Raw genomic sequence first — 20,756 nt, forward strand, 5'->3', positions numbered from 1 at the left:
CTCATTTTATTAAAATAATATATACGTCAAATAATTAATAGCGAATGCGATACTGCTCTTAAGAGCTCTGCGACAATTTCCGGAATTGTGTTACCTCATCCCCCGCCAATCAATTTTAGTGAAATAATGATCAATGCTGTTTGTAAAATCAGCGCGGTGGTTTCTGTGATGTAGCAGAAGATATTATTTAAGGCTATACACGGTACATTTTTTTGTTTGAATTTGAAAGATGATGCTTTGGATTGACCGGTAATGCACTGTTCTAGCTGCTCAATTTTAATACTACCGTGCACATGAAATAATTGCTGATAAAAACCAGTCTACAAATATGCTTCACGGCCCCCTTTTTTATACCGGTCAAGCCTGAGCGAATCCCGCCATAGCGAAAAGCTTGCTCCTTAGCGCTACACAAGTTTAACTACAATCTTTTTTCTCGGGTTATTACCTTATTTGTCAGAGAGTTTCATCTATTACTCACAATTTCTGTGGATAACTTTGTGAATAACGCTTTGTTTGGTACGCTAACTTAAATATTTCTAAGGGTTTTTCTTGAATTGATTAATAAGTTAACACTTTAATTATTTTATATTTATCATGCAGTTATGGAACCTTCCTCAGACTGGCATGAAGTTTTTCTGATAACAATTGTATCTTACTGAAATTGTGGATGACTCAGAATGTCAAGCAAAATTTAAGTGTGCTGAAAACACGTACCCCAAGTAAAAACTGACTAGACAATCCTCAAATGAAACTGGGAGTTTTCACTGAATGATGGGCAATAATATGAATCCATTATCCCGAGAGGTACTCCTACAATCCGGATGATCCATGATGTGTTTGTGCATCCAGAAATTGCTGTAAATGAGGTAATAGCCTTGATGGCGCTTCCTCCTGCACGGCATGACCCACCTCATTAAAGATAATCAGCTTCGAATTGGACAAATTCTCATGCAGACGCTCACCAATGGTCAGTGGGACAATTTCATCATCCCTGCTCCATATGATTAAGGCGGGAAGCAGCAAACTCGAATAGTTTTCTGAGAATTGCTGTAAATCTGCCGGCAACAACTGTCGTACGGTGGTGAGTGTTGCGTACTTTGCATTGGGTTTGGCGAGATTGCCTGCATAGTGATCAATGGTGCTTTGCGGAATAGCGGCATCATTAAAATACACTTTCTTCAGCAAGCTTTTAACCTGAACAGCATTTGGAATAGCGTGGATCACTAGAGGACCCAGTACCGGAGTGGCCAGTATTTTCACAAAGCCGGGCAGTTCTTGCGGATATGCAATACTATCTATTAACACCAGACTGCGCTGCAGGTTCGGATGCGAAGAGGATAAATAGATCGATGCAGCCAAGGCTACTCCGCCTCCGTAAGAATGACCGATAATGTGAAGATTCTTCAGATTATTTTCAAGAATAAAATTCCTTACCAACCGTGCCTGATCATAAACGGAATAAGCGTTATCGCGTGGTTTGGGCGATTCTCCAAAGCCTTTCAGATCAATGGTGATTACCCGGTATTTCTGCGCCAAAGGTTCAACAATATGCCGCCAACTATAACTGCTGGCACCAAAACCGTGAATCAGAAGCACCGGATCCCCTTCACCCAAACTTTTAGATGCCAATCGCAATTCACCCGTCTGTTCCGGATAACGATATTGCGACCAACCCGGAATATCCTTGTCCATAACGGCACAGCCGCCAAGACCGAAAATCATACACAGACAGGCAAAAACAAAAACGCTTATGCGAGGATTTTTCATTAATTTAGAGATCGGACTAACATCACCATATCAAATAGGCCGCCAGCAGCAAAAGAAATGGCTCCGAAAATAGGCAATATCGCAATAATCCGGCAAGCTATTCTTAAATGCTCAGCTTCCTCCTTATTTTCAATCCTCATGTGACGCGGAATTGACAGGATCACATAGCTAATCAAACTAAGAAAAATGATATTTCCAATAGTAAGCGGCAGCAGATTGGTGAAATAGATTTCTATTGGGCCGAGTGTCTTCCCGGCACAGTATCCACACTCATCGATCAGTTCAAATATCAAGTCGCGCCGTGCATTAATGGTTTGAAAAAAGCTCAGTGTCGTGTTTACTGCCCCCCATAAAGCTGCCAGCAAGACAATGGGAAGTCCCAATCGATCCATTTCTGCTCCTTTTCAAATCAAAAATTGAGGAAGTCTAAGCGGATTCACACGCAACCGTACCTACATTGCATGACAGAGGTTATCACGGCGATATGCAAAAAGAAATTCGATTGCTATCAGAGGCAGGCAATAATGAAACCAAGCTTCCGCATTATTGAACGATTCTCTAAACAGCAGGAATCCAATCAATGCTGAACGAATCCAGCCATAGTTATATAAAAAACTGCGCGACTTCTGTACATTCACGTATCCTACGCGGTTATTCCATAATCAATCACAAATTATAATGCAATACCAACTCTTCGCCACCACGCCCAAAGCGATGGAAGGCATTCTCGCAAATGAAATCAGCGCTCTGGGTGGACACGATGTACATCAAAAATTGGCTGGTGTGGCTTTTCAGGGCGATCTGGCCATGGCATATAAAGCTTGTCTATGGCTACGCACTGCCAGCCGCGTTTTGTTATTACTTAACAGCTTCGAGGTAAATTCCCAACAGGATCTTTACGAAGGCATTCAACGCACCGACTGGTCCGAGCATTTAGGTCCTGACGACAGTTTAGCGGTATCGTTCAGCAGCAAAAATAATCCGGTAATCGATAACACGCACTTTGGCGCACTGAGAGTCAAAGATGCCATTGTCGATCAAATGCGTGCCAAGTTTGGCAGCCGACCTAGCATCGATACCGCTTACCCCAGCATTCGAGTCAATGTCTATCTGCATAACAAAACCGCACAGTTAAGCTTGGATTTATCCGGTGAAAGTTCACACAAGCGTGGTTATCGCGGTGTCAATATTGCGGCACCTCTCAAGGAGAATCTTGCTGCGGCCATTCTGTTGCGCGCAGGTTGGCCGAAAATTGCCCGCGAAGGGGGTTCACTGCTCGATCCGATGTGCGGTTCGGGTACGCTTTTGGTGGAAGGTGCGCTGATTGCAGGGGATATCGCACCGGGCTTGCAACGGGATTATTACGGGTTTCTAGGCTGGAAGCAACACGATGCTGCGCTGTGGCAAAACATTCTAGAACAAGCCCGGCAGCGCCGCGAGATAGGCTTAGCCACATTACCGGTGATGGTTGGTTTTGATCAGGATCGCGACAGCGTCAATGCCGCATTGCGGCATATTGAAAATGTAGGGTTATCCGACAAGATCCACATCGAGAAACGTCATATCGCCGATGCCTCCGCCGCGACAAGCTGGCCCCAGGGATTGATCGTTTGCAACCCGCCATATGGCGAACGTCTTGGCGATGAAGAACAAGCCGGAATGCTATATCGTGAATTTGGCGAGGTATTGAAACAACGCTTTACTGGCTGGCAAGCCGCGATCATTATCGGCAATCCGGAACTGGGCTTCCGATTGGGCATCCGTTCGCACAAACCGATCACGCTTTTTAATGGCGCACTGGAATGCAAGTTGTTGCGATTGACCATTGAGGAAAAAGCTTTTTTTGAACCGAAAACCAAATCCCAGCAGGAACGTATTGAATTCATCCACCGCCGCGCCCAAGCCGGGCAGCCCGACAATCAGGCGGAGATGTTCGCCAACCGATTACGTAAGAACCTGAAAAAGGTAACCAAATGGGCCAAACATAATCACATCCAGTGTTATCGCCTATACGATGCCGATCTTCCGGAATACGCCGTCGCTGTGGATGTTTATCAAGGCGAAAAAATCTGGGTCAATGTTCAAGAATATGAGTCACCCCGATCGATCGACCCTGCCAAAGCCAATCAGCGGCTCGCCGGAATAGTGGCAGAAATACCCAAAGTGCTGGAAATTCCCGCCGAACAAGTATTCTTGAAAATTCGCCGCAAGCAAAAAAACATCGATCAATATGAAAAGCAAGGGAATTCCCGCCGCTTTCATGTGGTTGAGGAAGGTGGGTGCAAGTTTTGGGTGAATTTTGAGGACTACTTGGACACCGGTCTGTTTCTTGATCACCGCCCAATACGCTTACTGATTCAACAACAAGCTAAAGGTAAACGTTTCTTGAATTTATTCGCTTACACCGGCAGTGCCACCGTGCATGCAGCAGTCGGCGGTGCGATATCGAGCCTCACGGTGGATATGTCCAATACTTATCTGGATTGGGCCAGGCGCAATTTTCATCTCAATGGCATCAGCGACGAACACCAACTGATTCGGGCCAATTGCTCGGAGTGGCTAGCGCAACAAGCGCAAGCAAAACATAAACAACAATTTGACCTGATCTTTCTCGACCCCCCCACTTTTTCCAATTCCAAAAAAATGGATGAGATCTTCGATATCCAGAAAGATCATATACCACTGATCCATAATACCGCGGCCCTACTGGCACCCAAAGGAACCTTGTATTTTTCGACCAATTTCCGCCGTTTCAAATTGGACAAGGAAGCATTAAGCGATCTGATCATTGAAGATATCAGCACCAAGATGGTCCCCGAGGATTTTGTGCGCAACCCCAGAATACATTATTGCTGGAAAATATCTCGCTGATCAAATTTCATCAGCAATAGCGCCACAAGAGTTATTGAGCAAAAAACCTGCATGAACAATCAATTCTTAGTAATCCGATAGTTTATATCATCTTACCTCACAAGCGGATTGACGGGAAATATTCAGACATGCTATGAAAAAGACCGAATAGCGGTATCATTAAGTCATAAGACTTCCTACTCAGGTAAAAAACGATGAAGAAAACAGTACTCATTACAGGTTGCAACCGCGGTATCGGACTGGAATTTGTGCACCAATACGCCGTGAACGATTGGCATGTCATTGCTTGCTGCCGCAACCCGGTGTCAGCCGATGCATTGAACCGTTTGGCTGCGCAACATTCAGAGCAAATCAGCATTTATCCATTGGATGTCGCTAATCATTCGCACATTGAACAGTTGGCACACACGCTATCCGGGAATGCCATTGATTTATTGATCAATAATGCCGGAGTTTACCCATCGGAATCAGGCGATGCTTTCGGAATGACGGATTACGAAGCGTGGGCACATACCTTTGCAGTGAACACCATGGCACCGTTGAAAATGACCGAGGCATTTCTTCAACCGATTGCCCGCAGCAATCTGAAAACCATTGTTACCATTACCAGCAAAATGGGCAGTATTGCAGATAATCGCGGCGGCGGCAGTTACATCTACCGTTCCAGCAAGGCGGGTGTCAATATCATCATGAAAAGCTTATCCATAGATTTAAATCCCAAGCAAATCACTGTTGTCTTGCTGCATCCCGGTTGGGTAAGAACCGACATGGGTGGCCCGAACGGATTAATCTCGACCGAGCAAAGCGTCATCGGCATGCGCCGCGTTATCGATAACCTAAAATTCGAAGATTCCGGAAAGTTTTATGCTTTTGATGGGCAGATTGTGCCTTGGTGAATACAGATCCAACCCGATAACAATTTAACTACTTCGAATCTTGCCTCCAACTAAAACCAGCTATCCGTGCCATTCAATAGTGCCTTGACCGATAAACGTTACGCAAAGGCTTCACCAGCATCGACAAGCCAAACACCAACACGCTGAACAGCACAATGGTAGTACCGGAAGCGACGTTGAAAATATAACTCAAATACATACCCATCACGCCGGTCACCGCGCCGATGATGGTCGAATAAATAATCATGCTGCTAAAACGATCCGTCAGCATTCTCGCGGTCATGGCCGGAGCAATGAGCGTAACGGCGACCATGGTAACGCCGATGACATTCAGCGACGCGATAACCGAGAATGTAAGCAACAACGAAAATAGCCATTGCACGGAAACGGTTTTGATACCGAACACACGCGCCGCTTCATTATCGAAAGTGGAAAACAGTAATGCGCGATACGTAATGAACATGGTAATCAGCGTGAAGAAAGCGACCATCCCGATGATCATCAAATCCTGTTCAGTGATGCCAAGAATATTGCCAAATAAAGCTGCTTCGAAGTTTTGTTTAAAATTCCGCATCTTGCTGACAATCGCCACACCCAGGGCGAACATCGCTGTGGTTACTATCCCGATCGCAGCATCCAGTTTGATTTTATTATTTTCAGTAATTTTGTTGATGATGAATGCGGCAAGTAACCCCATCGCGCACGCGCCCACATAAAAATTCAGATTCAGGGTGATACCGATTACTGCGCCGCCAATTGCCGCATGAGACAATCCGTGACCGACGTAACTCATGCCGCGCAGCACGACATAAACCCCGATCAAGCCACCGGATGCTCCCACCATCAACGCTGCAAGCAAGGCATGGCGAAAGAATTCATACTCGATCGGTTCCAACAGGAATTCCATCAGGGATGCTCATCCATGAAATTGAGCGGCGTACTGTTTGCAATCAGGAGATGTCCTTCGGATCTCACAATGACGATATCCCCCCCATAGGTTTTAGTCAGGATTTCGTTGGTAAATATCGTATTCGGCCGACCTTGGGCAACCAATCCCCGATTGAAACAAATCACCCAAGGCAAGTGAGATGCCACTGCATTTAAATCGTGTGTAGTTAACAATATAGTAATACCTCCCTTATTGATATCACCCAACAAATGCAATACCTCGTGCTGAGTCTTGATATCAACCCCGGAAGTCGGTTCATCCAGGATCAGAAGCTTAGGATTGTTGATCAATGCACGCGCCAGAAACGTACGCTGTCGTTGCCCCCCCGATATATCGCTAATATGGTTTTGCAGGCAATTATCAACACCTAATCGATGCGCAAGGTCCCAAATGCAAGCTCGTTCCTGCTTACTGAGCCAAGGCCAAATACGCCCATTGGTATAAAGTCCCATGGAAATGACTTCTTCAACCGTTACCGGAAAATTCCAGTCAACACTGCCTAGTTGCGGCACATAACCTATTGTGCCTGGTCTCACTGTATTCACGGGATAGCTATAGAGTTCCACCTGACCTGCGCTCACCGCATGAATCCCCAAAATAATCTTCAGCAACGTCGACTTCCCACAAGCCGTGGGACCGACAATTCCGGCAAATTGACCTGCGGCAATTTCCAGACAAAGGTCGTCAAATACTACATTTTGTTCATAACGAGCCGAAACGCCGGTCAATTTTACTGCAGGAACCAAGGGTGAATCAGAATGCAATGTTGCTGGCATCAATGTTGCCCATACAGGTTGAATTACCGCCTAAGGCTTCGGTCATTGTGACCATGTTAGCCGTCATCATACCGATAAAAGAATTATTAGGTGCTGCCGGAAGCTCATCATCCGAAAGTTGATCGATAAATTTGGCTTTTGCTTCCCGGGCAATTTGTTTCATCACCTTGCTGGGAAAAACTTCTGAACCAAATATGGCTGGTACCCCTGTTTCCCGGATTTGTTTAATGATACTGATAACTTCTTGGGGACCGGGTTCGGAGAAATCGGAAGGTTGAATTGCTGCGATAACTGTCATGCCATAACGTGGCGCAAAATAGGCAAAAGAGTCATGATAGGTTACCAGCTTACGGTTTTTTTCAGGAATTGTCTCAATACAATTGAAAATGGCCTGATCCAGTTTCTTTAATTTGGTCAAATAAGTTGCGGTATTTTCCTGATAATTCACTTTATTGTCAGGATCGAGCAAAATCAGGTTGTCTTTTATTATTTCTGCATAACGCATTACCAATTCAATATTTAGCCATAAATGGGGATTCGGGTGTCCGTGTTCGCGGGGAAAACTAAAATCATACTGCCAGTCCGCTTCTTTTAGCGTAAGGTTTCCCAGCTGCAGAATCGAAGTTTCAGACCTTTTTACCTTTCTCGCCAATTTTAATGTGGGCAATTCCAGATCAAGGCCATTCATGATAATCATGTCGGCCGCCCGTAATATTTTTATGTCCGAAGGAATGGGCTCAAACGTATGGGAATCGATACCATCAGGAACGATTCCGGTTACTTTGATGTGTTTTCCACCGATATTTTGCACGATGTTCGTGATCGGTGAGACGGTAGTAACAATTTCCGGTACTTCATGAGTACTGGCTGCAAATACCGAACTTTGCAAGTAAGGTAGCAGCAAACATAAAAAAATCCATGTAATTCTGAACGTTATAAATTTCATAACCACGCTTCCCTTAATTAATATTCTTCTGTTGTATGAAAAAAAAACAATTTATCATACATTTTGAATTATTATGAGTCGCCATAAGGCATTCAAATAATAAAACATGAGATTTTACGGGGAATAACATGCAAAAAATAACTGCCCTGTCGTCCGTATCACTGCGGTTTATCCAAGCGAGTAGTATTTTATCAATGAGTTGGGCACCCTTGTGGGCCGACGCTGCAGGTATTCCAACTCTTAACGAAATGGTCGTACGTGCCAACGCGCGGGAATTGATCGGCTCTGCCAATTCCGCCAATGAAGGCACTGTCCTTAAGCATCAGCTTGATCTGCGCACGGTTTATCGTCCGGGAGAGTTACTTGAAACAGTACCGGGTTTAATTGTTACGCAACATAGTGGCGAGGGCAAAGCCAATCAATATTTCTTGCGCGGTTTTAATCTCGATCACGGCACAGACTTACGAATTACCGTCGATGGCATGTTAGTCAATCAACGTTCGCATGGTCACGGCCAAGGTTGGGCAGATACCAACTTTATCATTCCGGAATTGATAGGCAACCTGCAATACATGAAAGGGCCGTATTACGCTCATCAGGGAGATTTTTCCTCTGCCGGAGCTGTCAGTATGGGCTATGTCGATAAACTACCCAAAGGCATTGCGAGCTATGGTTTAGGACAACAAGGATTTATGCGGGGGCTGGTAACTAAATCGCATGAAGTCGGACGTGGCAATGTTTTGTATGCGGTCGAACTGCTCACTAAAGATGGCCCATGGGTTAAGCATGAAGATTTCAAGAAATTTAATGCAGTATTGCGTTATAGCCAAGATACCGGATCAACCAAATTCAATGTTACCGCGATGGGCTACGGTGGAAACTGGAACTCTACCGATCAGATTCCGGCAAGAGGGGTAGCCAGTGGCTTCGTTCCACGATTGGGTGCCATAGATCCCAGTAGTGGCGGGGAATCGCATCGTTTTAGTCTCTCGAGCGCCCTTCAACACACAAGTCGTTATGGCATCACTCAATTCAACTTGTATACGCTTCATAGTAATTTGGCATTATTTTCAAATTTCACCTATTTTCTGGATGATCCCGTAAATGGAGATCAATTTTCTCAGATTGACAAACGCTTTCAGTCTGCAATGAATGTAGATCATCTTTGGGTCAGCAGAATTAGAGGGATTGAGATCGAAAATACGGTAGGTGTTCAGTTTCAAAACGACGTAATCGATAATGGACTGCTGAGCACAAAAGAACGTCAAACCTTGTCAACTACCCGCAAGGACCATATCTATCAAAACAGCGTGGGTATTTTTTATCAGAATAGTATTCAATGGCTGGAAAAATTTCGTAGCGTGGCCGGCGTCCGTTCGGATTATTATTGGTTTGATGTCAACAGCAATCTCAATGTAAACTCGGGCAACCGTTACGATAGTATGACAAATCCTAAATTGAGTCTGATTTTTGGACCTTGGGTACAAACGGAATTGTATTTTAATTATGGCAGTGGATTTCATAGTAATGACGCGCGCGGAACAACTTCTATCGTTGATCCAAAATCTGGGGATCCGACTAACAGGGTCAATCCGCTGGTACGCTCGACCGGCTATGAAGTCGGGGTTCGCACCGCGATAATTCCAGGGCTTCAGGCTTCCTTTGCCGCATTCCAGCTGAATCTTGACTCAGAATTATTATTTGTAGGCGATGCCGGAACAACTGAGGCCAGCCGTCCAAGTAAGCGGGAAGGATTTGAGGTTTCACTGTTTTATATGCCCAAAGATTGGTTGACAATCGATATTGATTATGCATTGGCACGTGCGCGTTTTAGTGATGACGATCTCAGCGGCAATTACATCCCTGGCGCAATTAGAGGCGTAGGCAAGATGGCGGTTTCCGTCGACAACATTGGCCGGTTCTTTGGTAGCATGCAGATGCGCTATTTTGGCAAGCGCTCATTGATCGAAGATAACAGCGTACAATCCAATCATACCGTGACGCTTAATGGTCAGCTCGGGTATAAAATCGGCAGCAATGTGCGCGTGATCCTGCAAGGATTCAATTTACTTAACACGTATGCGCATGCGATTGATTACTACTATGCTTCCAGGCTTCCTGGAGAACCTGCGGCTGGGGTCAACGACGTGCATTTTCACCCGATCGAGACTCGTTCACTGCGGGTCAATCTGGTAGCCAATTTTTAATTGACAATATAAATTAACGATTCCTTAAATTATCTGCTGATGTACGATTTTACGTTTTTCCAACCAACTGAATTCTAATCATAATTCCTAGGGGGGTGTTTTATGGAGCGCTTTACTATTTCAATGGATGATCAGCTTTTTAAACAATTCGATAAACTTGCGCAGGCACGTGGTTATGACAATCGTTCAGAAGCGATTCGTGATCTTGTCAGAGAATATCTGGAAACCGCGCGCCTGCAAAAAAACAACCAAGGCTATTGTATTGCCACGCTGAGTTATATCTACAATCATCATGAAAGGGATCTGGCCAGTCAGGTAACTTCAGCACATCACAGCCATCACGATTTGACATTGTCGAGTATGCATGTTCATATGGATCACGATAATTGCCTCGAAGTTGTTATCCTTCGCGGTACGATTCAGGATGTCCGGGCTTTTGCCAATCAGATAATTGCTACCAACGGTGTGCGGCATGGCAAATTGCACATCGTACCGATTGAATTTGCCCAGGAACATCACTCCCATTCGACTGCTGCGCATACGCATAGCAGCCCATTGACCTAATTTTCTAATATAACCTTTTGAAAATAAAGAACCTCGTATTTTAGTAACGAGGTTTAACCGCAGAATTTTGTCATATTCAGTGTGAATTTCCCCAATATTTGGATTTGCTGGCGGCAAATAGAAACATCCACATGACTAAAACAAAAGGGAATGTCAGGGTCGGCAGGCCAATCGGTGCAAGGAAATTAGCCAAACCGGCCTGGCAAATAACAGTTAGAACTCCTGCCAGTAGAGCTAGAATCGCAGTGCCGGTAGTAGGCTTGAGGAAAACCCAGCCAATAGCCATCATTGTCAGCACCGGATTGAATGCATAAAGCCCCATTTCAATCAGCGTCTTATCCGCACCCAAGCAGATCGGTAAGGCGACACCAACAATTGCACCGGTTAGCGCCATGGATGCTCCGCGCAATGACGTAATTGCAATACCGATAAGAAACAGGATGCCTACAATAACGCTATCGGCAAACATCACTTCGGCGACGCCTTTTGTAATGGCGGTGTACCAGGCTTCTGCCGCATCTTGCGTAAAGGCAGCAAACTCCGCTGCTACCACTGAGGCTGCCGCAATGTCGGTGGGAATGCCGGGTTCCGGCAACACAGGACCACGCGCAAATCCGTCAAAAGAATAGACGGCTACCATAAACATCCAGCATGTCAGAACAAAGGGAGATGTCGATGCGGGAATGTTATAAGGCTGCAAAATCCGCATCAAAGCAGCGAGCACAATGGTTGATAAAATTGATGCAAGCACCACAAAAAGCCAGAGTTGTGGTGTGTTTTCCAGAAATAAAAATAGACAAGGACCTACCAAAGTTCCGTTAAAACCGTATAACCCTGCTTCGATATCATCATCCGGGAACCCTAACAAATACGCAGCAACTGTACTGCTGATTACCCCCACTGTCGCAGCAAGTCCGGCAGTAACCCCCCCAACATATAAGGCGATTAGAAAAATAAGACCGGTAACCGCATTACAGCAGAAAAACACTTGCCCTACACCTCTAAAGATAATACGCAAAGGCTTAGGTATTGCTTTGTCAATTGATAAAGACCATTCCATGATTATTAGCTCCTAAAGTTTATATAAAAAAGAAACTACGGTAACTAAATAAAACAATAATCCACTTAATCATTCGGACTAGGGTTAACAATTAAGCTTATGCCAGGAAATTTATCGACCTGCCTGTTGTTTCACTTCGTCCAGCAGTCCTTGTTTAACAATAAAATCAATTATTTGATCAACACCTTCGCCAGTGTGCAGATTAGTAAACACAAATGGCCGATCACCTCGCATTTTTTTTGCATCTCGCGCCATCACATCCAAATTTGCTCCAACGTAGGGTGCCAAATCGATTTTATTAATGACCAGCAACGCTGAGCGGGTAATGCCAGGTCCCCCCTTGCGTGGTATTTTCTCACCCGCTGCAACATCGATCACATAAATGGTTAGATCAGAAAGTTCCGGACTGAAGGTGGAGGCTAGATTGTCGCCACCGGATTCAACCAGGATAAGATCAAGATTGGGAAAGTCGGCCGTCATGCGCGCAATGGCCTCAAGATTAATGGATGCATCTTCCCGGATGGCGGTATGCGGACATCCTCCTGTTTCCACACCCATCAGACGCTCCGGAGGCAGGGCATTGGCGCGTAATAAAATTTCCATATCTTCCTTGGTATAGATATCGTTCGTAATGACAGCCATTTCGTAACGATCACGCATTTTCTTACTCAAAGCCTCACATAAGGCTGTTTTTCCTGATCCTACCGGACCCCCGATACCCACCCGAAGTGGATTTGATTGTTTATTCACGTGTAATACCTCAGAAATTATGACCGATATATCCTGCTATATTGCGTTTCATGTTGCATCGACAACAATGACAATCCCGGTGCCCAATTCGACAGTTCATCATCATTGAGTTGCTGCGCACGTACCGATGCTTCTTCTATGACTGAATGTAACGACAATAAAAGACTCTGTCCGGAAACCTGTCCAAGCGGCACTGATTTCACGCAAACTAATACCTGGTTTTCAACCAAAGAAAACAACATTCCAAGCAGTGCCGCTTCATGGGGTACGCCCAGTGCTTCAGCCGCACATGCAAACGCGGTGGGTAAAGGCATTTCGGATTGATTGGCTAAAATTGCATTCAAGGAATCGTCCGCAACCTGTAGGTCCGTGACCAATTTCCCCAGAGAATACCCCATCTGTATAGTTTCCGCGCGAAACTCTGCAGTATCTCGTGCTGCAATAAAACATTCAGTCCAGTAACTAACGGCTGCCACATCGCGCTCGGCAAATGCTTTAAGCAAGCGCCATAGGATGGGTGCTTCGAAATCCGCGATGATATTCAAGGCCTCAGAAATCCACGCACGCGCAGAATTCTCATTATGCACGTCACCCTTTTCAATAGCGGACTCCAAGCCTTGCGAATACGTATAGGCGCCAATTGGCAGCGAGGGACTTGCGAGTTGCAGTAAACGAAGCAATGAAGCGGATTGCACAGTGAATGACTCCTAAGATTGCGAGTCGGAAGGTCTGTGAATCTTTTGACGTACTGGTATTGGCGCAAGCGGACCATGCGCATGATAATGACCATCGTCATGGTGATGGTGTCCTCCTCCACCATAAGCACCTGATTCCGGTTCAAATTGCTCATCCTCTTCGATGACAGAAGCACCCAACCCCTCCAGCATTTGTTTCAAGACAGCATCTTGATGAATACGCAGGAAAGCTTCCCCAACTTGTGTTTGCGTATGTCGATTACCCAAATGAAAAGCACAGCGCAATAAATCATGAGGCGTCTGGCAAGTAACTCGATAAGTGGGTTCTTTAGCGGCAATAATCTGCACTACCCGCCCGTCATCGCTTCTGAGAAAATCATTATTACGTAATATTGTGCCCCGCACAGTAAAAATCGCCACTTCCTCGCCTGAGGCAAGCGTCGTTCTTAACCGACTGTTTTCGCGCATTTCATAAGGCAAAACGAGTTGCGCATATACTGAGTCTGCATGATCTATTTTCGTATTCAGCGTAAGCATTTTTATTAACATAAGTCATTGATTATATGGCAGCCATCAACGAAATAAACGTCGTGATAGCTGCTCATCGGAATGGAAAAATCCTTTGTTCCTGTTTACTCGTTAAAGAAGTAAAGAAGAATTACGCCTAAAACAGAAAGTAACGTTGTGCCATTGGTAATACATCTTCAGCACCGCATGTCAGCAATTGCCCATCTGCACGGACTTCATAGGTTTCCGGATCAACTTCCATCTTAGGTGTCGCGCTATTGTGAATCATGTCTTTCTTGCGCAAATTTCGGGTATTCTTTACCGCAATAATATCTTTATCCAACTTCAGTTGATCAATTAAATTGGCATTAAGTGCGGCTTGCGAAGCAAATGTGAAACACGATGTTTTGATCCCGCCCCCATATCCTCCAAACATGTAGCGATAATGTACTGGCTGAGGTGTTGGAATCGATGCATTAGGATCACCCATCAGCGACGCTGCAATCATTCCACCTTTCAATATCATGGATGGTTTTACGCCGAAAAAAGCTGGCCTCCATAATACAAGATCCGCATATTTACCGACTTCTATCGAACCAATTGCGTGCGCAATACCGTGTGTGATGGCTGGATTAATTGTGTATTTGGCAACATAGCGCTTGACACGAAAATTATCATTCCTCGAATTATCTTCTTGCAATGTTCCGCGTTGTATTTTCATTTTATGCGCGGTTTGCCATGTGCGCAATACAACTTCACCAATACGCCCCATCGCCTGTGAATCTGAGGACATCATAGAAATTGCCCCCATGTCATGCAAAATATCCTCAGCGGCAATTGTTTCTTTACGGATACGTGACTCTGCAAAGGCAACATCCTCCGGAATGTTGGCGTGTAAATGATGGCACACCATCAACATATCCAAATGTTCATCAAGAGTATTGACCGTATAAGGACGAGTCGGATTCGTAGACGATGGTAAAACATTTTCCTGACCAACAACCGCGATAATATCCGGAGCATGACCTCCACCCGCACCTTCGGTGTGGAAAGTATGAATAGTCCGATCTTTCATGGCAGCAATGGTATTCTCCAAATATCCGCCTTCATTAATGGTATCGGTATGGATTGCGACTTGTACATCATATTTATCCGCAATATCCAAGCAATTGTCGATCGCGGCGTATGTGGTACCCCAATCTTCATGAAGCTTCAGACCACAAGCGCCGGCAAGTACTTGCTCCTCAAGCGGTGTGGGCAAGCTGGTATTACCTTTACCGAAAAAGCCTGTATTCATTACTAGCCCGTCCGATGCCCTTAGCATCGAATGAATATGCCAGGGGCCGGGCGTACAGGTGGTTGCCGCTGTTCCTACTGCAGGTCCGGTACCGCCACCCAGCATGGTAGTGATGCCGTTCATCATGGCATCTTCGGCTTGTTGCGGAGAAATGAAGTGAATATGGGTATCAACACCGCCTGCGGTAACAATCGAATTTTCACCAGCAATAATCTCAGTCGCTGAGCCAATTGCCATCGTAACATTCGGCTGAATATCCGGGTTACCGGCTTTTCCGATATTAGCTACTTTGCCATTCTTGATCCCTATATCCGCTTTTACAATCCCCCAGTGATCGATAATGATCGCATTGGTAATGACGGTATCCATAACATCCGCATGATTTCGCTGTGATTGTCCCATACCATCCCGGATCACTTTGCCACCACCGAATTTCACCTCTTCACCATATGTAGTGAAATCTTTTTCAATTTCTATAAATAGTTCTGTATCTGCCAGACGAACACGATCCCCGGTCGTTGGACCCATCATCTCGGCATAGTTTCGACGGGAAATTTTTACGCTCATTTTCTTACTCCTGTAAAATTATTGCGATACAAACTATTTGAGTTTGCCCATCACTTTTTGGTTAAATCCATAAACGATCCGATCTCCCGCAAGCTCAACAAGCTCAATCGTTCTTTCTTGCCCTGGTTCGAAACGAATAGCTGTCCCGGCCATAATATTCAGGCGCATGCCATAGGCAGCTTCTCTATCAAATTTCATGGCAGAATTAACCTCATAAAAATGAAAATGGGAGCCTATCTGTATTGGGCGATCCCCTCCATTTGAGACGGTTAGAGTTTTAGTGTTTCTACCCACGTTTAATTCTATTTCTCCCGCCTCAGTAAATACTTCACCTGGAATCATCGGTACTCTCATGGCGATCTCCTATACTTTAAATTAGCTAAACAATCGGATTATGAACAGTCACCAGTTTTGTACCATCTGGGAACGTTGCTTCAACCTGAATGTCCGGAATCATTTCGGGAACACCTTCCATGACATCAGAGCGAGTTAATATTCTTTGCCCGGCAGCCATAAGCTCTGCCACCGTCCGACCATCTCTGGCCCCTTCCAGTACAGCACATGTAATCAGAGCAACTGCTTCAGGATAATTCAGTCGTAAACCACGCGCTTTACGTCTTTCTGCGAGTAGTCCGGCAGTAAATATCATTAGCTTGTCCTTCTCTCTCGGTGTTAAGTCCATAGTTTTTCTCCTGGGTAAAATAACATTTACAATTTAAAGCTGCTGCAGCATCGTTAATGTAAAAACACTACAATTAATTATTACTAGGGATTCACGTATTCCACATCCGCGGCACAATAGCAGCACTTCCGATTAATTCGGGTCGCAGCAAACCCCAGACACACAACATTACCTGCCTTGCCACTTCGCTTGAATCACCCAAATAACGCACCACCACAGCTGATTTAAGTTGCGATAGGCCGACCTGGCCGGTTCCCTTTGTAATTTTATTTGTTTCTTCTCGAACCAGATCAATCAATGGCTGAGGTATTGTTTTTCCAGTCAAAATCAGTGTCGCGCAGACTGTTTTTCCAGACAATGCCAAAGCGCCATTCATCGCAGAGCTCTCGCCAAGAAGGCGTATTTGCTCCAGCCAGATCAACTTGTTATTTCTCTTGATACTGGTACGTTGCTTGATTTGTCCGTTACTGAATGTTTCACCGTAGGCGGTTCTTCCAAAACACAATATTTCACAACCTACATAAACTGCGTCATCTTCCAGGATCACCTGATGATCAATTTCTACGTTTGCATTGTTGTAAAAAATGGTTTCCTGTGGTACCCATTCAAGAGAGCCACCTTTTCTTACATAGACTTTGATTTTCTGATGTGAAGTATGGCCGTTGGCTTTATACCATTTGGCAGCACCGGGGGTAGTTATCTGTGCATTGGCCGATGCATCGACTTGAGCTGAAATTTCCAGCTGATCACCACCTACAATTCCACCTGGCGGATGAATAATCACCACATGGCAAATCTTTTGTCCTTCAGGGTAAAAAGGTTTCTGTACTAATAAAGGACCGAAGTGTTCTCGTTCTACGAGGCGCGTTACCCCATCCACTTCAGAGAATTTGAGTGATAATCTTGCTTGGAGGGGCTTATGCTCTGAAGCTACGTTTGAAGTGGGCATAACGGCATCAGTTGGCTGCTTGAAATCACTCGGAACAGTAAAATGCCGCTGCGTGATCTCTGATTCTTCGGAGTAAGTGGATAACAACATGGTTTTTTTCCAGTATTTATTAACGGAGAAAAGATTACAGAAAATCCTAAATTTGTAACTGGAAAGAAATTTTAAAAACATCAAGCGTTGGACCTGAAATTCCGGGAGCATAATTTAATCCCTTCATCAGCAGATCTCCATGCTGATAGTAGGCTGAAATACGTGCATTAAATCCATCGATAATATAGTTTAGACCCGTTTCAATTTCTTCTCGATTACTGCTTACATTGGGTTGGACGCTGGTAAATCTGCCATAAGGCTGAAAATGCCCTATGCCAATTTTAGTTGGAAACATATAAAGACCGGTTACTGTCCACGACTTACCATCAAACATGCAGAAGCAATCGCGATCAGAAAATGCGGCGGTAGAATAGTTAGCATAAAATTGTTTATATTCGGCGTTTAGAGTAGTAACTCCCATGTTCCTGGGCAATACTTTTTCAAATAGCAAATCACCTGTAAAACCAAGAAAATCACTACGATTTGTAAACGAGCCGGCACCATTCTTTTGATAAGACATACCAAACGCGAGTGCTAAAATATCTCCCGCTTTGCCATAATACGTGCTGGAAGTGTAATAACCGGGGTTTTTTTCCGGATTCAGAAAATTATAGGTAACACGCGCAGCTGTCAGTATAGTGCCGCCCGGATTAGGACCTGCAGTTTTCGAGGATTCCAAGCCACGAAAAACTCCCACTGCATAACCCAGCGTGCCTGGAATAATACCAGGCTCTGCATTACCCCAAAAAGTTACACCGTCGTCACGGCCGTAACGACCGGCACCACCCTCACCAAACTTAGTGCTGAAATCTTGAGAAAAGAAAGGGGTTTTGAATGCATCATGGGTAGCCTGGAAAAAAGGACCGCTTAATTCCCCCCGTTCCGTGGGTGCCAACATACGCCCCCCCCATATATTAAAGTAGCGGTTGTACTCAAATTTAACAATCGCATCCAGAATGTTGTAGGACATCTTTGGATTTTCACCAGAAGCGGTATTGTTACAAAAGAAGCACTCGGTATTCACTTCGAATTTGAAATGCTGATTAAACTGCCCATTGAGATAAAGACGCGCATTGTCATTGCTGTAGGCACCATCGTTTAAATTTCCAGAATTTGGATTTTCCGTCCACAACCCTGTACCGCGATACCCCGCACCTAAGCTAATCCATCTGTTTTCATTCGTTTCCACCCTGAGCATCTTTTTAATCGGTGCCGTTGCTCCGGCCATCGAGTGGGCTTTCGATGCAGATAAAAGAAAAACACTTATTAATAGAGTCGTTAGGAAAAACCATATCCATACCTGTTTCCTCAATTTTTTATTACTTATATGGAAACTGCGCGGGTCGAACATGATAAATAACTCCAAATTTGTATTCTTAATTTTCATTTGAAAGTTGCTATTGTCTTTATGCATGAGATTGCTCGTTCCCTATATTAGACTGCCCCGATTGAATGGTCGATGATTGTTATTACAAAGATAAGCAAAGTAATTTTATCGCAGAATTTCTATTAATTACATTTGGTAATACTTTTCATATGTTTAGTATGATTGATTATTAACAAATCTTTAATAATTCGATGCTGTCAGTTCAACGCTTTCTTGTTAACCGAGGTATGCTGATTTTCGTAAAGTCCGAAGTTTCATATAAAAGGAATAATTGTATACTCAATATAGCCAGGTATTTCGGGATCAATGCGCAAGTTACAAATACAAGACTCTAAACCAGCGAATACAATCTATAATCCTAAAGCTACTATTAGGATGATCAACCAGATAGTACGAGCGGCGCGACCAATTTGGATACACGTTCGAAAGTACCATAGGGGTTATGTGAGTTAAAGTGCTCAAATAACACAGAACAATCATTGAAAAGGAATGGAATGCTGATAGGTTACCCAAGCAGATAAATCATGTGATGGCAAAAAAGGTCTAACCACAAAAATGTTAGCCTGAACTTCTACCTGTATACCACTGCTTCAGGCTAATACAGGGATAGAAATATTTTTGGCAGAGGCTAGCTTGTCATAAAGCTCTGTGCAAAATTGCGGCCGATTTCTTCATTGCGAAAACACACACTATCTCTTGTCAAATCGGGAGGCATCTATATAAATGAAAATGACTGATATTACTGCGATTCTGGGTAACGAAAGCGAACTACTTCTCAAGCATGTTTGCAATACGATTCCTAAACATAACTTACAACTGCCAGGTATTGATTTTGTCGATCGTGTAATGGCATTGAGCAATCGCAAGCCAAGTGTTTTACGCAATTTGCAGGCACTTTATCATCAGGGGCGATTATCCGACACAGGTTATTTGTCCTTGTTGCCTGTAGATCAAGGGGTGGAACACTCGGCAGGCGCATCGTTTGCACCTAACCCAATGTTTTTTGATCCGAGATGTATCGTTGAACTTGCTATTGAAGGTGGCTGCAATGGCGTCGCCTCCACTCTGGGAGTATTGGCTATCGTGTCACGTCAGTATGCACATAAAATCCCTATGATTCTTAAAATTAATCATAATGAATTGCTGACTTATCCTAATAAATTTGATCAAACAATATTTGCGAGTGTTGATCAAGCCTTCGACATGGGAGCCTGTGCAGTGGGCGCAACTGTATTTTTTGGTTCGGAGGAATCACGTCGTCAAATTCAAGAAGTTTCAGCAGCGTTTGAACATGCGCACAATCTAGGTATGGTAACCATACTATGGGCTTACACTCGAAATAGTGCGTTTAAAGCTGCAGATAACGATTATCATGTCAGCGCCGATCTAACGGGGCAGGCTAATCATCTGGCAGTCACCATCGGTGCGGATATCGTTAAACAAAAAATGGCTACCAATAATGGGGGCTATAACGCAATAAAATTTGGCAAAACTCACCCTAAAGTTTATAGCGAACTCACCACGGATCATCCGATTGACCTCGTGCGCTATCAAGTCGCAAATTGTTACATGGGACGTATCGGCATGATCAATTCGGGTGGGGAGTCGGGCAGTGATGATTTGCACCAGGCCATTAGAACGGCCGTAATTAACAAACGTGCCGGAGGGATGGGGCTGATTTCCGGGCGTAAGGCCTTCCAAAAACCTTTCGCCGAAGGTGTCAAATTGCTACACTCGATTCAAGATGTGTATTTGTCGCACGAGGTAACCATAGCTTGAGAGGGTGGTTGGAATGT

Annotated in this window: 19 protein-coding genes; 5 read left to right on the forward strand and 14 right to left on the reverse strand. The window is 44.5% G+C overall.

Features of this window, described 5'->3' with window-relative positions; all coding sequences use genetic code 11:
* Positions 1-810: 810 nt before the first annotated feature.
* Both CPG39_RS02735 and CPG39_RS02740 read right to left on the reverse strand, forming a co-directional pair.
* Entirely contained in the window at positions 811-1,692 is an 882-nt protein-coding gene (locus CPG39_RS02735; RefSeq protein WP_231990369.1) for an alpha/beta fold hydrolase, read from the reverse strand.
* A 74-nt stretch (positions 1,693-1,766) separates the two neighbouring features.
* Positions 1,767-2,159 (reverse strand): hypothetical protein, encoded by a 393-nt coding sequence (locus tag CPG39_RS02740; protein ID WP_096291928.1) that lies wholly within the window; start codon positions 2,157-2,159, stop codon positions 1,767-1,769.
* Between the two features lie 286 nt (positions 2,160-2,445).
* Here CPG39_RS02740 and rlmKL point away from each other — a divergent pair, with 286 nt between their 5' ends.
* Positions 2,446-4,638: a bifunctional 23S rRNA (guanine(2069)-N(7))-methyltransferase RlmK/23S rRNA (guanine(2445)-N(2))-methyltransferase RlmL gene (gene rlmKL / locus CPG39_RS02750; RefSeq protein WP_231990370.1), complete on the forward strand. Its 2,193-nt coding sequence runs from the start codon at positions 2,446-2,448 to the stop codon at positions 4,636-4,638.
* A 194-nt stretch (positions 4,639-4,832) separates the two neighbouring features.
* The gene (locus tag CPG39_RS02755; RefSeq protein ID WP_096291931.1) at positions 4,833-5,534 is read left to right on the forward strand and encodes an SDR family oxidoreductase; all 702 of its coding nucleotides are present in this window, start codon (positions 4,833-4,835) and stop codon (positions 5,532-5,534) included.
* 73 nt (positions 5,535-5,607) lie between these two features.
* Here the strand turns inward: CPG39_RS02755 and CPG39_RS02760 are convergent, their stop codons facing one another.
* The 3 genes from CPG39_RS02760 to CPG39_RS02770 are packed head-to-tail and all read right to left on the reverse strand — an operon-like array spanning position 5,608 to position 8,205.
* Complete coding sequence (locus tag CPG39_RS02760; protein WP_096291932.1) at positions 5,608-6,441, reverse strand: metal ABC transporter permease; 834 nt, start codon at positions 6,439-6,441, stop codon at positions 5,608-5,610.
* Positions 6,441-7,259, reverse strand: a complete 819-nt coding sequence (locus CPG39_RS02765) for a metal ABC transporter ATP-binding protein (protein ID WP_096291933.1) — start codon at positions 7,257-7,259, stop codon at positions 6,441-6,443. Before CPG39_RS02765 ends, CPG39_RS02760 begins: the two co-directional genes overlap by 1 nt.
* The gene (locus tag CPG39_RS02770) at positions 7,237-8,205 is read right to left on the reverse strand and encodes a metal ABC transporter substrate-binding protein (RefSeq protein ID WP_096291934.1); all 969 of its coding nucleotides are present in this window, start codon (positions 8,203-8,205) and stop codon (positions 7,237-7,239) included. Before CPG39_RS02770 ends, CPG39_RS02765 begins: the two co-directional genes overlap by 23 nt.
* Positions 8,206-8,333: 128 nt before the next feature.
* Between CPG39_RS02770 and CPG39_RS02775 the strand changes: the two genes are divergently transcribed.
* Positions 8,334-10,412: a TonB-dependent receptor gene (locus CPG39_RS02775; protein ID WP_096291935.1), complete on the forward strand. Its 2,079-nt coding sequence runs from the start codon at positions 8,334-8,336 to the stop codon at positions 10,410-10,412.
* A 102-nt stretch (positions 10,413-10,514) separates the two neighbouring features.
* The gene (gene nikR, locus CPG39_RS02780; protein ID WP_096291936.1) at positions 10,515-10,976 is read left to right on the forward strand and encodes a nickel-responsive transcriptional regulator NikR; all 462 of its coding nucleotides are present in this window, start codon (positions 10,515-10,517) and stop codon (positions 10,974-10,976) included.
* Between the two features lie 76 nt (positions 10,977-11,052).
* Here nikR and yut read toward each other — a convergent pair whose 3' ends face one another.
* The 9 genes from yut to CPG39_RS02825 all read right to left on the reverse strand — a co-directional run bounded on the left by yut (position 11,053) and on the right by CPG39_RS02825 (position 18,924).
* The gene (yut, locus tag CPG39_RS02785) at positions 11,053-12,036 is read right to left on the reverse strand and encodes an urea transporter (RefSeq protein ID WP_096291937.1); all 984 of its coding nucleotides are present in this window, start codon (positions 12,034-12,036) and stop codon (positions 11,053-11,055) included.
* Between the two features lie 111 nt (positions 12,037-12,147).
* Entirely contained in the window at positions 12,148-12,786 is a 639-nt protein-coding gene (gene ureG, locus CPG39_RS02790; protein ID WP_096291938.1) for an urease accessory protein UreG, read from the reverse strand.
* A 17-nt stretch (positions 12,787-12,803) separates the two neighbouring features.
* Positions 12,804-13,481: an urease accessory protein UreF gene (locus CPG39_RS02795; RefSeq protein ID WP_096291939.1), complete on the reverse strand. Its 678-nt coding sequence runs from the start codon at positions 13,479-13,481 to the stop codon at positions 12,804-12,806.
* Positions 13,482-13,493: 12 nt separating this feature from the next.
* The gene (gene ureE / locus CPG39_RS02800; RefSeq protein WP_096294232.1) at positions 13,494-14,018 is read right to left on the reverse strand and encodes an urease accessory protein UreE; all 525 of its coding nucleotides are present in this window, start codon (positions 14,016-14,018) and stop codon (positions 13,494-13,496) included.
* Between the two features lie 127 nt (positions 14,019-14,145).
* Positions 14,146-15,852 (reverse strand): urease subunit alpha, encoded by a 1,707-nt coding sequence (ureC, locus tag CPG39_RS02805; protein WP_096291940.1) that lies wholly within the window; start codon positions 15,850-15,852, stop codon positions 14,146-14,148.
* A 33-nt stretch (positions 15,853-15,885) separates the two neighbouring features.
* The gene (locus CPG39_RS02810; RefSeq protein WP_041362960.1) at positions 15,886-16,194 is read right to left on the reverse strand and encodes an urease subunit beta; all 309 of its coding nucleotides are present in this window, start codon (positions 16,192-16,194) and stop codon (positions 15,886-15,888) included.
* 37 nt (positions 16,195-16,231) lie between these two features.
* Entirely contained in the window at positions 16,232-16,534 is a 303-nt protein-coding gene (gene ureA / locus CPG39_RS02815; protein WP_013647629.1) for an urease subunit gamma, read from the reverse strand.
* Positions 16,535-16,625: 91 nt separating this feature from the next.
* Positions 16,626-17,573: an urease accessory protein UreD gene (locus tag CPG39_RS02820; protein WP_096291941.1), complete on the reverse strand. Its 948-nt coding sequence runs from the start codon at positions 17,571-17,573 to the stop codon at positions 16,626-16,628.
* A gap of 46 nt (positions 17,574-17,619) precedes the next feature.
* Positions 17,620-18,924: a hypothetical protein gene (locus CPG39_RS02825; RefSeq protein WP_096294233.1), complete on the reverse strand. Its 1,305-nt coding sequence runs from the start codon at positions 18,922-18,924 to the stop codon at positions 17,620-17,622.
* A 765-nt stretch (positions 18,925-19,689) separates the two neighbouring features.
* Here CPG39_RS02825 and CPG39_RS02830 point away from each other — a divergent pair.
* Positions 19,690-20,739: a class I fructose-bisphosphate aldolase gene (locus tag CPG39_RS02830; RefSeq protein WP_096294234.1), complete on the forward strand. Its 1,050-nt coding sequence runs from the start codon at positions 19,690-19,692 to the stop codon at positions 20,737-20,739.
* Positions 20,740-20,756: the final 17 nt, after the last annotated feature.

It is taken from the genome of Nitrosomonas ureae (assembly GCF_900206265.1).
In the GTDB taxonomy this organism is placed as follows: Bacteria; Pseudomonadota; Gammaproteobacteria; order Burkholderiales; family Nitrosomonadaceae; genus Nitrosomonas; species Nitrosomonas ureae_C.

Excerpts from the sequence above, each read along its gene's own strand:
- CPG39_RS02735 (WP_231990369.1), bottom strand. The coding sequence starts at position 1,692 with ATGGACAAGGATATTCCGGGTTGGTCGCAATATCGTTATCCGGAACAG.
- CPG39_RS02830 (WP_096294234.1), top strand. The coding sequence starts at position 19,690 with ATGACTGATATTACTGCGATTCTGGGTAACGAAAGCGAACTACTTCTC.
- CPG39_RS02825 (WP_096294233.1), bottom strand. The coding sequence starts at position 18,924 with ATGTTCGACCCGCGCAGTTTCCATATAAGTAATAAAAAATTGAGGAAA.
- ureA (WP_013647629.1), bottom strand. The coding sequence starts at position 16,534 with ATGGACTTAACACCGAGAGAGAAGGACAAGCTAATGATATTTACTGCC.
- CPG39_RS02760 (WP_096291932.1), bottom strand. The coding sequence starts at position 6,441 with ATGGAATTCCTGTTGGAACCGATCGAGTATGAATTCTTTCGCCATGCC.
- ureC (WP_096291940.1), bottom strand. The coding sequence starts at position 15,852 with ATGAGCGTAAAAATTTCCCGTCGAAACTATGCCGAGATGATGGGTCCA.
- CPG39_RS02740 (WP_096291928.1), bottom strand. The coding sequence starts at position 2,159 with ATGGATCGATTGGGACTTCCCATTGTCTTGCTGGCAGCTTTATGGGGG.
- CPG39_RS02820 (WP_096291941.1), bottom strand. The coding sequence starts at position 17,573 with ATGTTGTTATCCACTTACTCCGAAGAATCAGAGATCACGCAGCGGCAT.
- CPG39_RS02810 (WP_041362960.1), bottom strand. The coding sequence starts at position 16,194 with ATGATTCCAGGTGAAGTATTTACTGAGGCGGGAGAAATAGAATTAAAC.
- CPG39_RS02770 (WP_096291934.1), bottom strand. The coding sequence starts at position 8,205 with ATGAAATTTATAACGTTCAGAATTACATGGATTTTTTTATGTTTGCTG.
- yut (WP_096291937.1), bottom strand. The coding sequence starts at position 12,036 with ATGGAATGGTCTTTATCAATTGACAAAGCAATACCTAAGCCTTTGCGT.
- CPG39_RS02765 (WP_096291933.1), bottom strand. The coding sequence starts at position 7,259 with ATGCCAGCAACATTGCATTCTGATTCACCCTTGGTTCCTGCAGTAAAA.
- nikR (WP_096291936.1), top strand. The coding sequence starts at position 10,515 with ATGGAGCGCTTTACTATTTCAATGGATGATCAGCTTTTTAAACAATTC.
- rlmKL (WP_231990370.1), top strand. The coding sequence starts at position 2,446 with ATGCAATACCAACTCTTCGCCACCACGCCCAAAGCGATGGAAGGCATT.
- ureE (WP_096294232.1), bottom strand. The coding sequence starts at position 14,018 with ATGCTTACGCTGAATACGAAAATAGATCATGCAGACTCAGTATATGCG.
- CPG39_RS02755 (WP_096291931.1), top strand. The coding sequence starts at position 4,833 with ATGAAGAAAACAGTACTCATTACAGGTTGCAACCGCGGTATCGGACTG.
- CPG39_RS02775 (WP_096291935.1), top strand. The coding sequence starts at position 8,334 with ATGCAAAAAATAACTGCCCTGTCGTCCGTATCACTGCGGTTTATCCAA.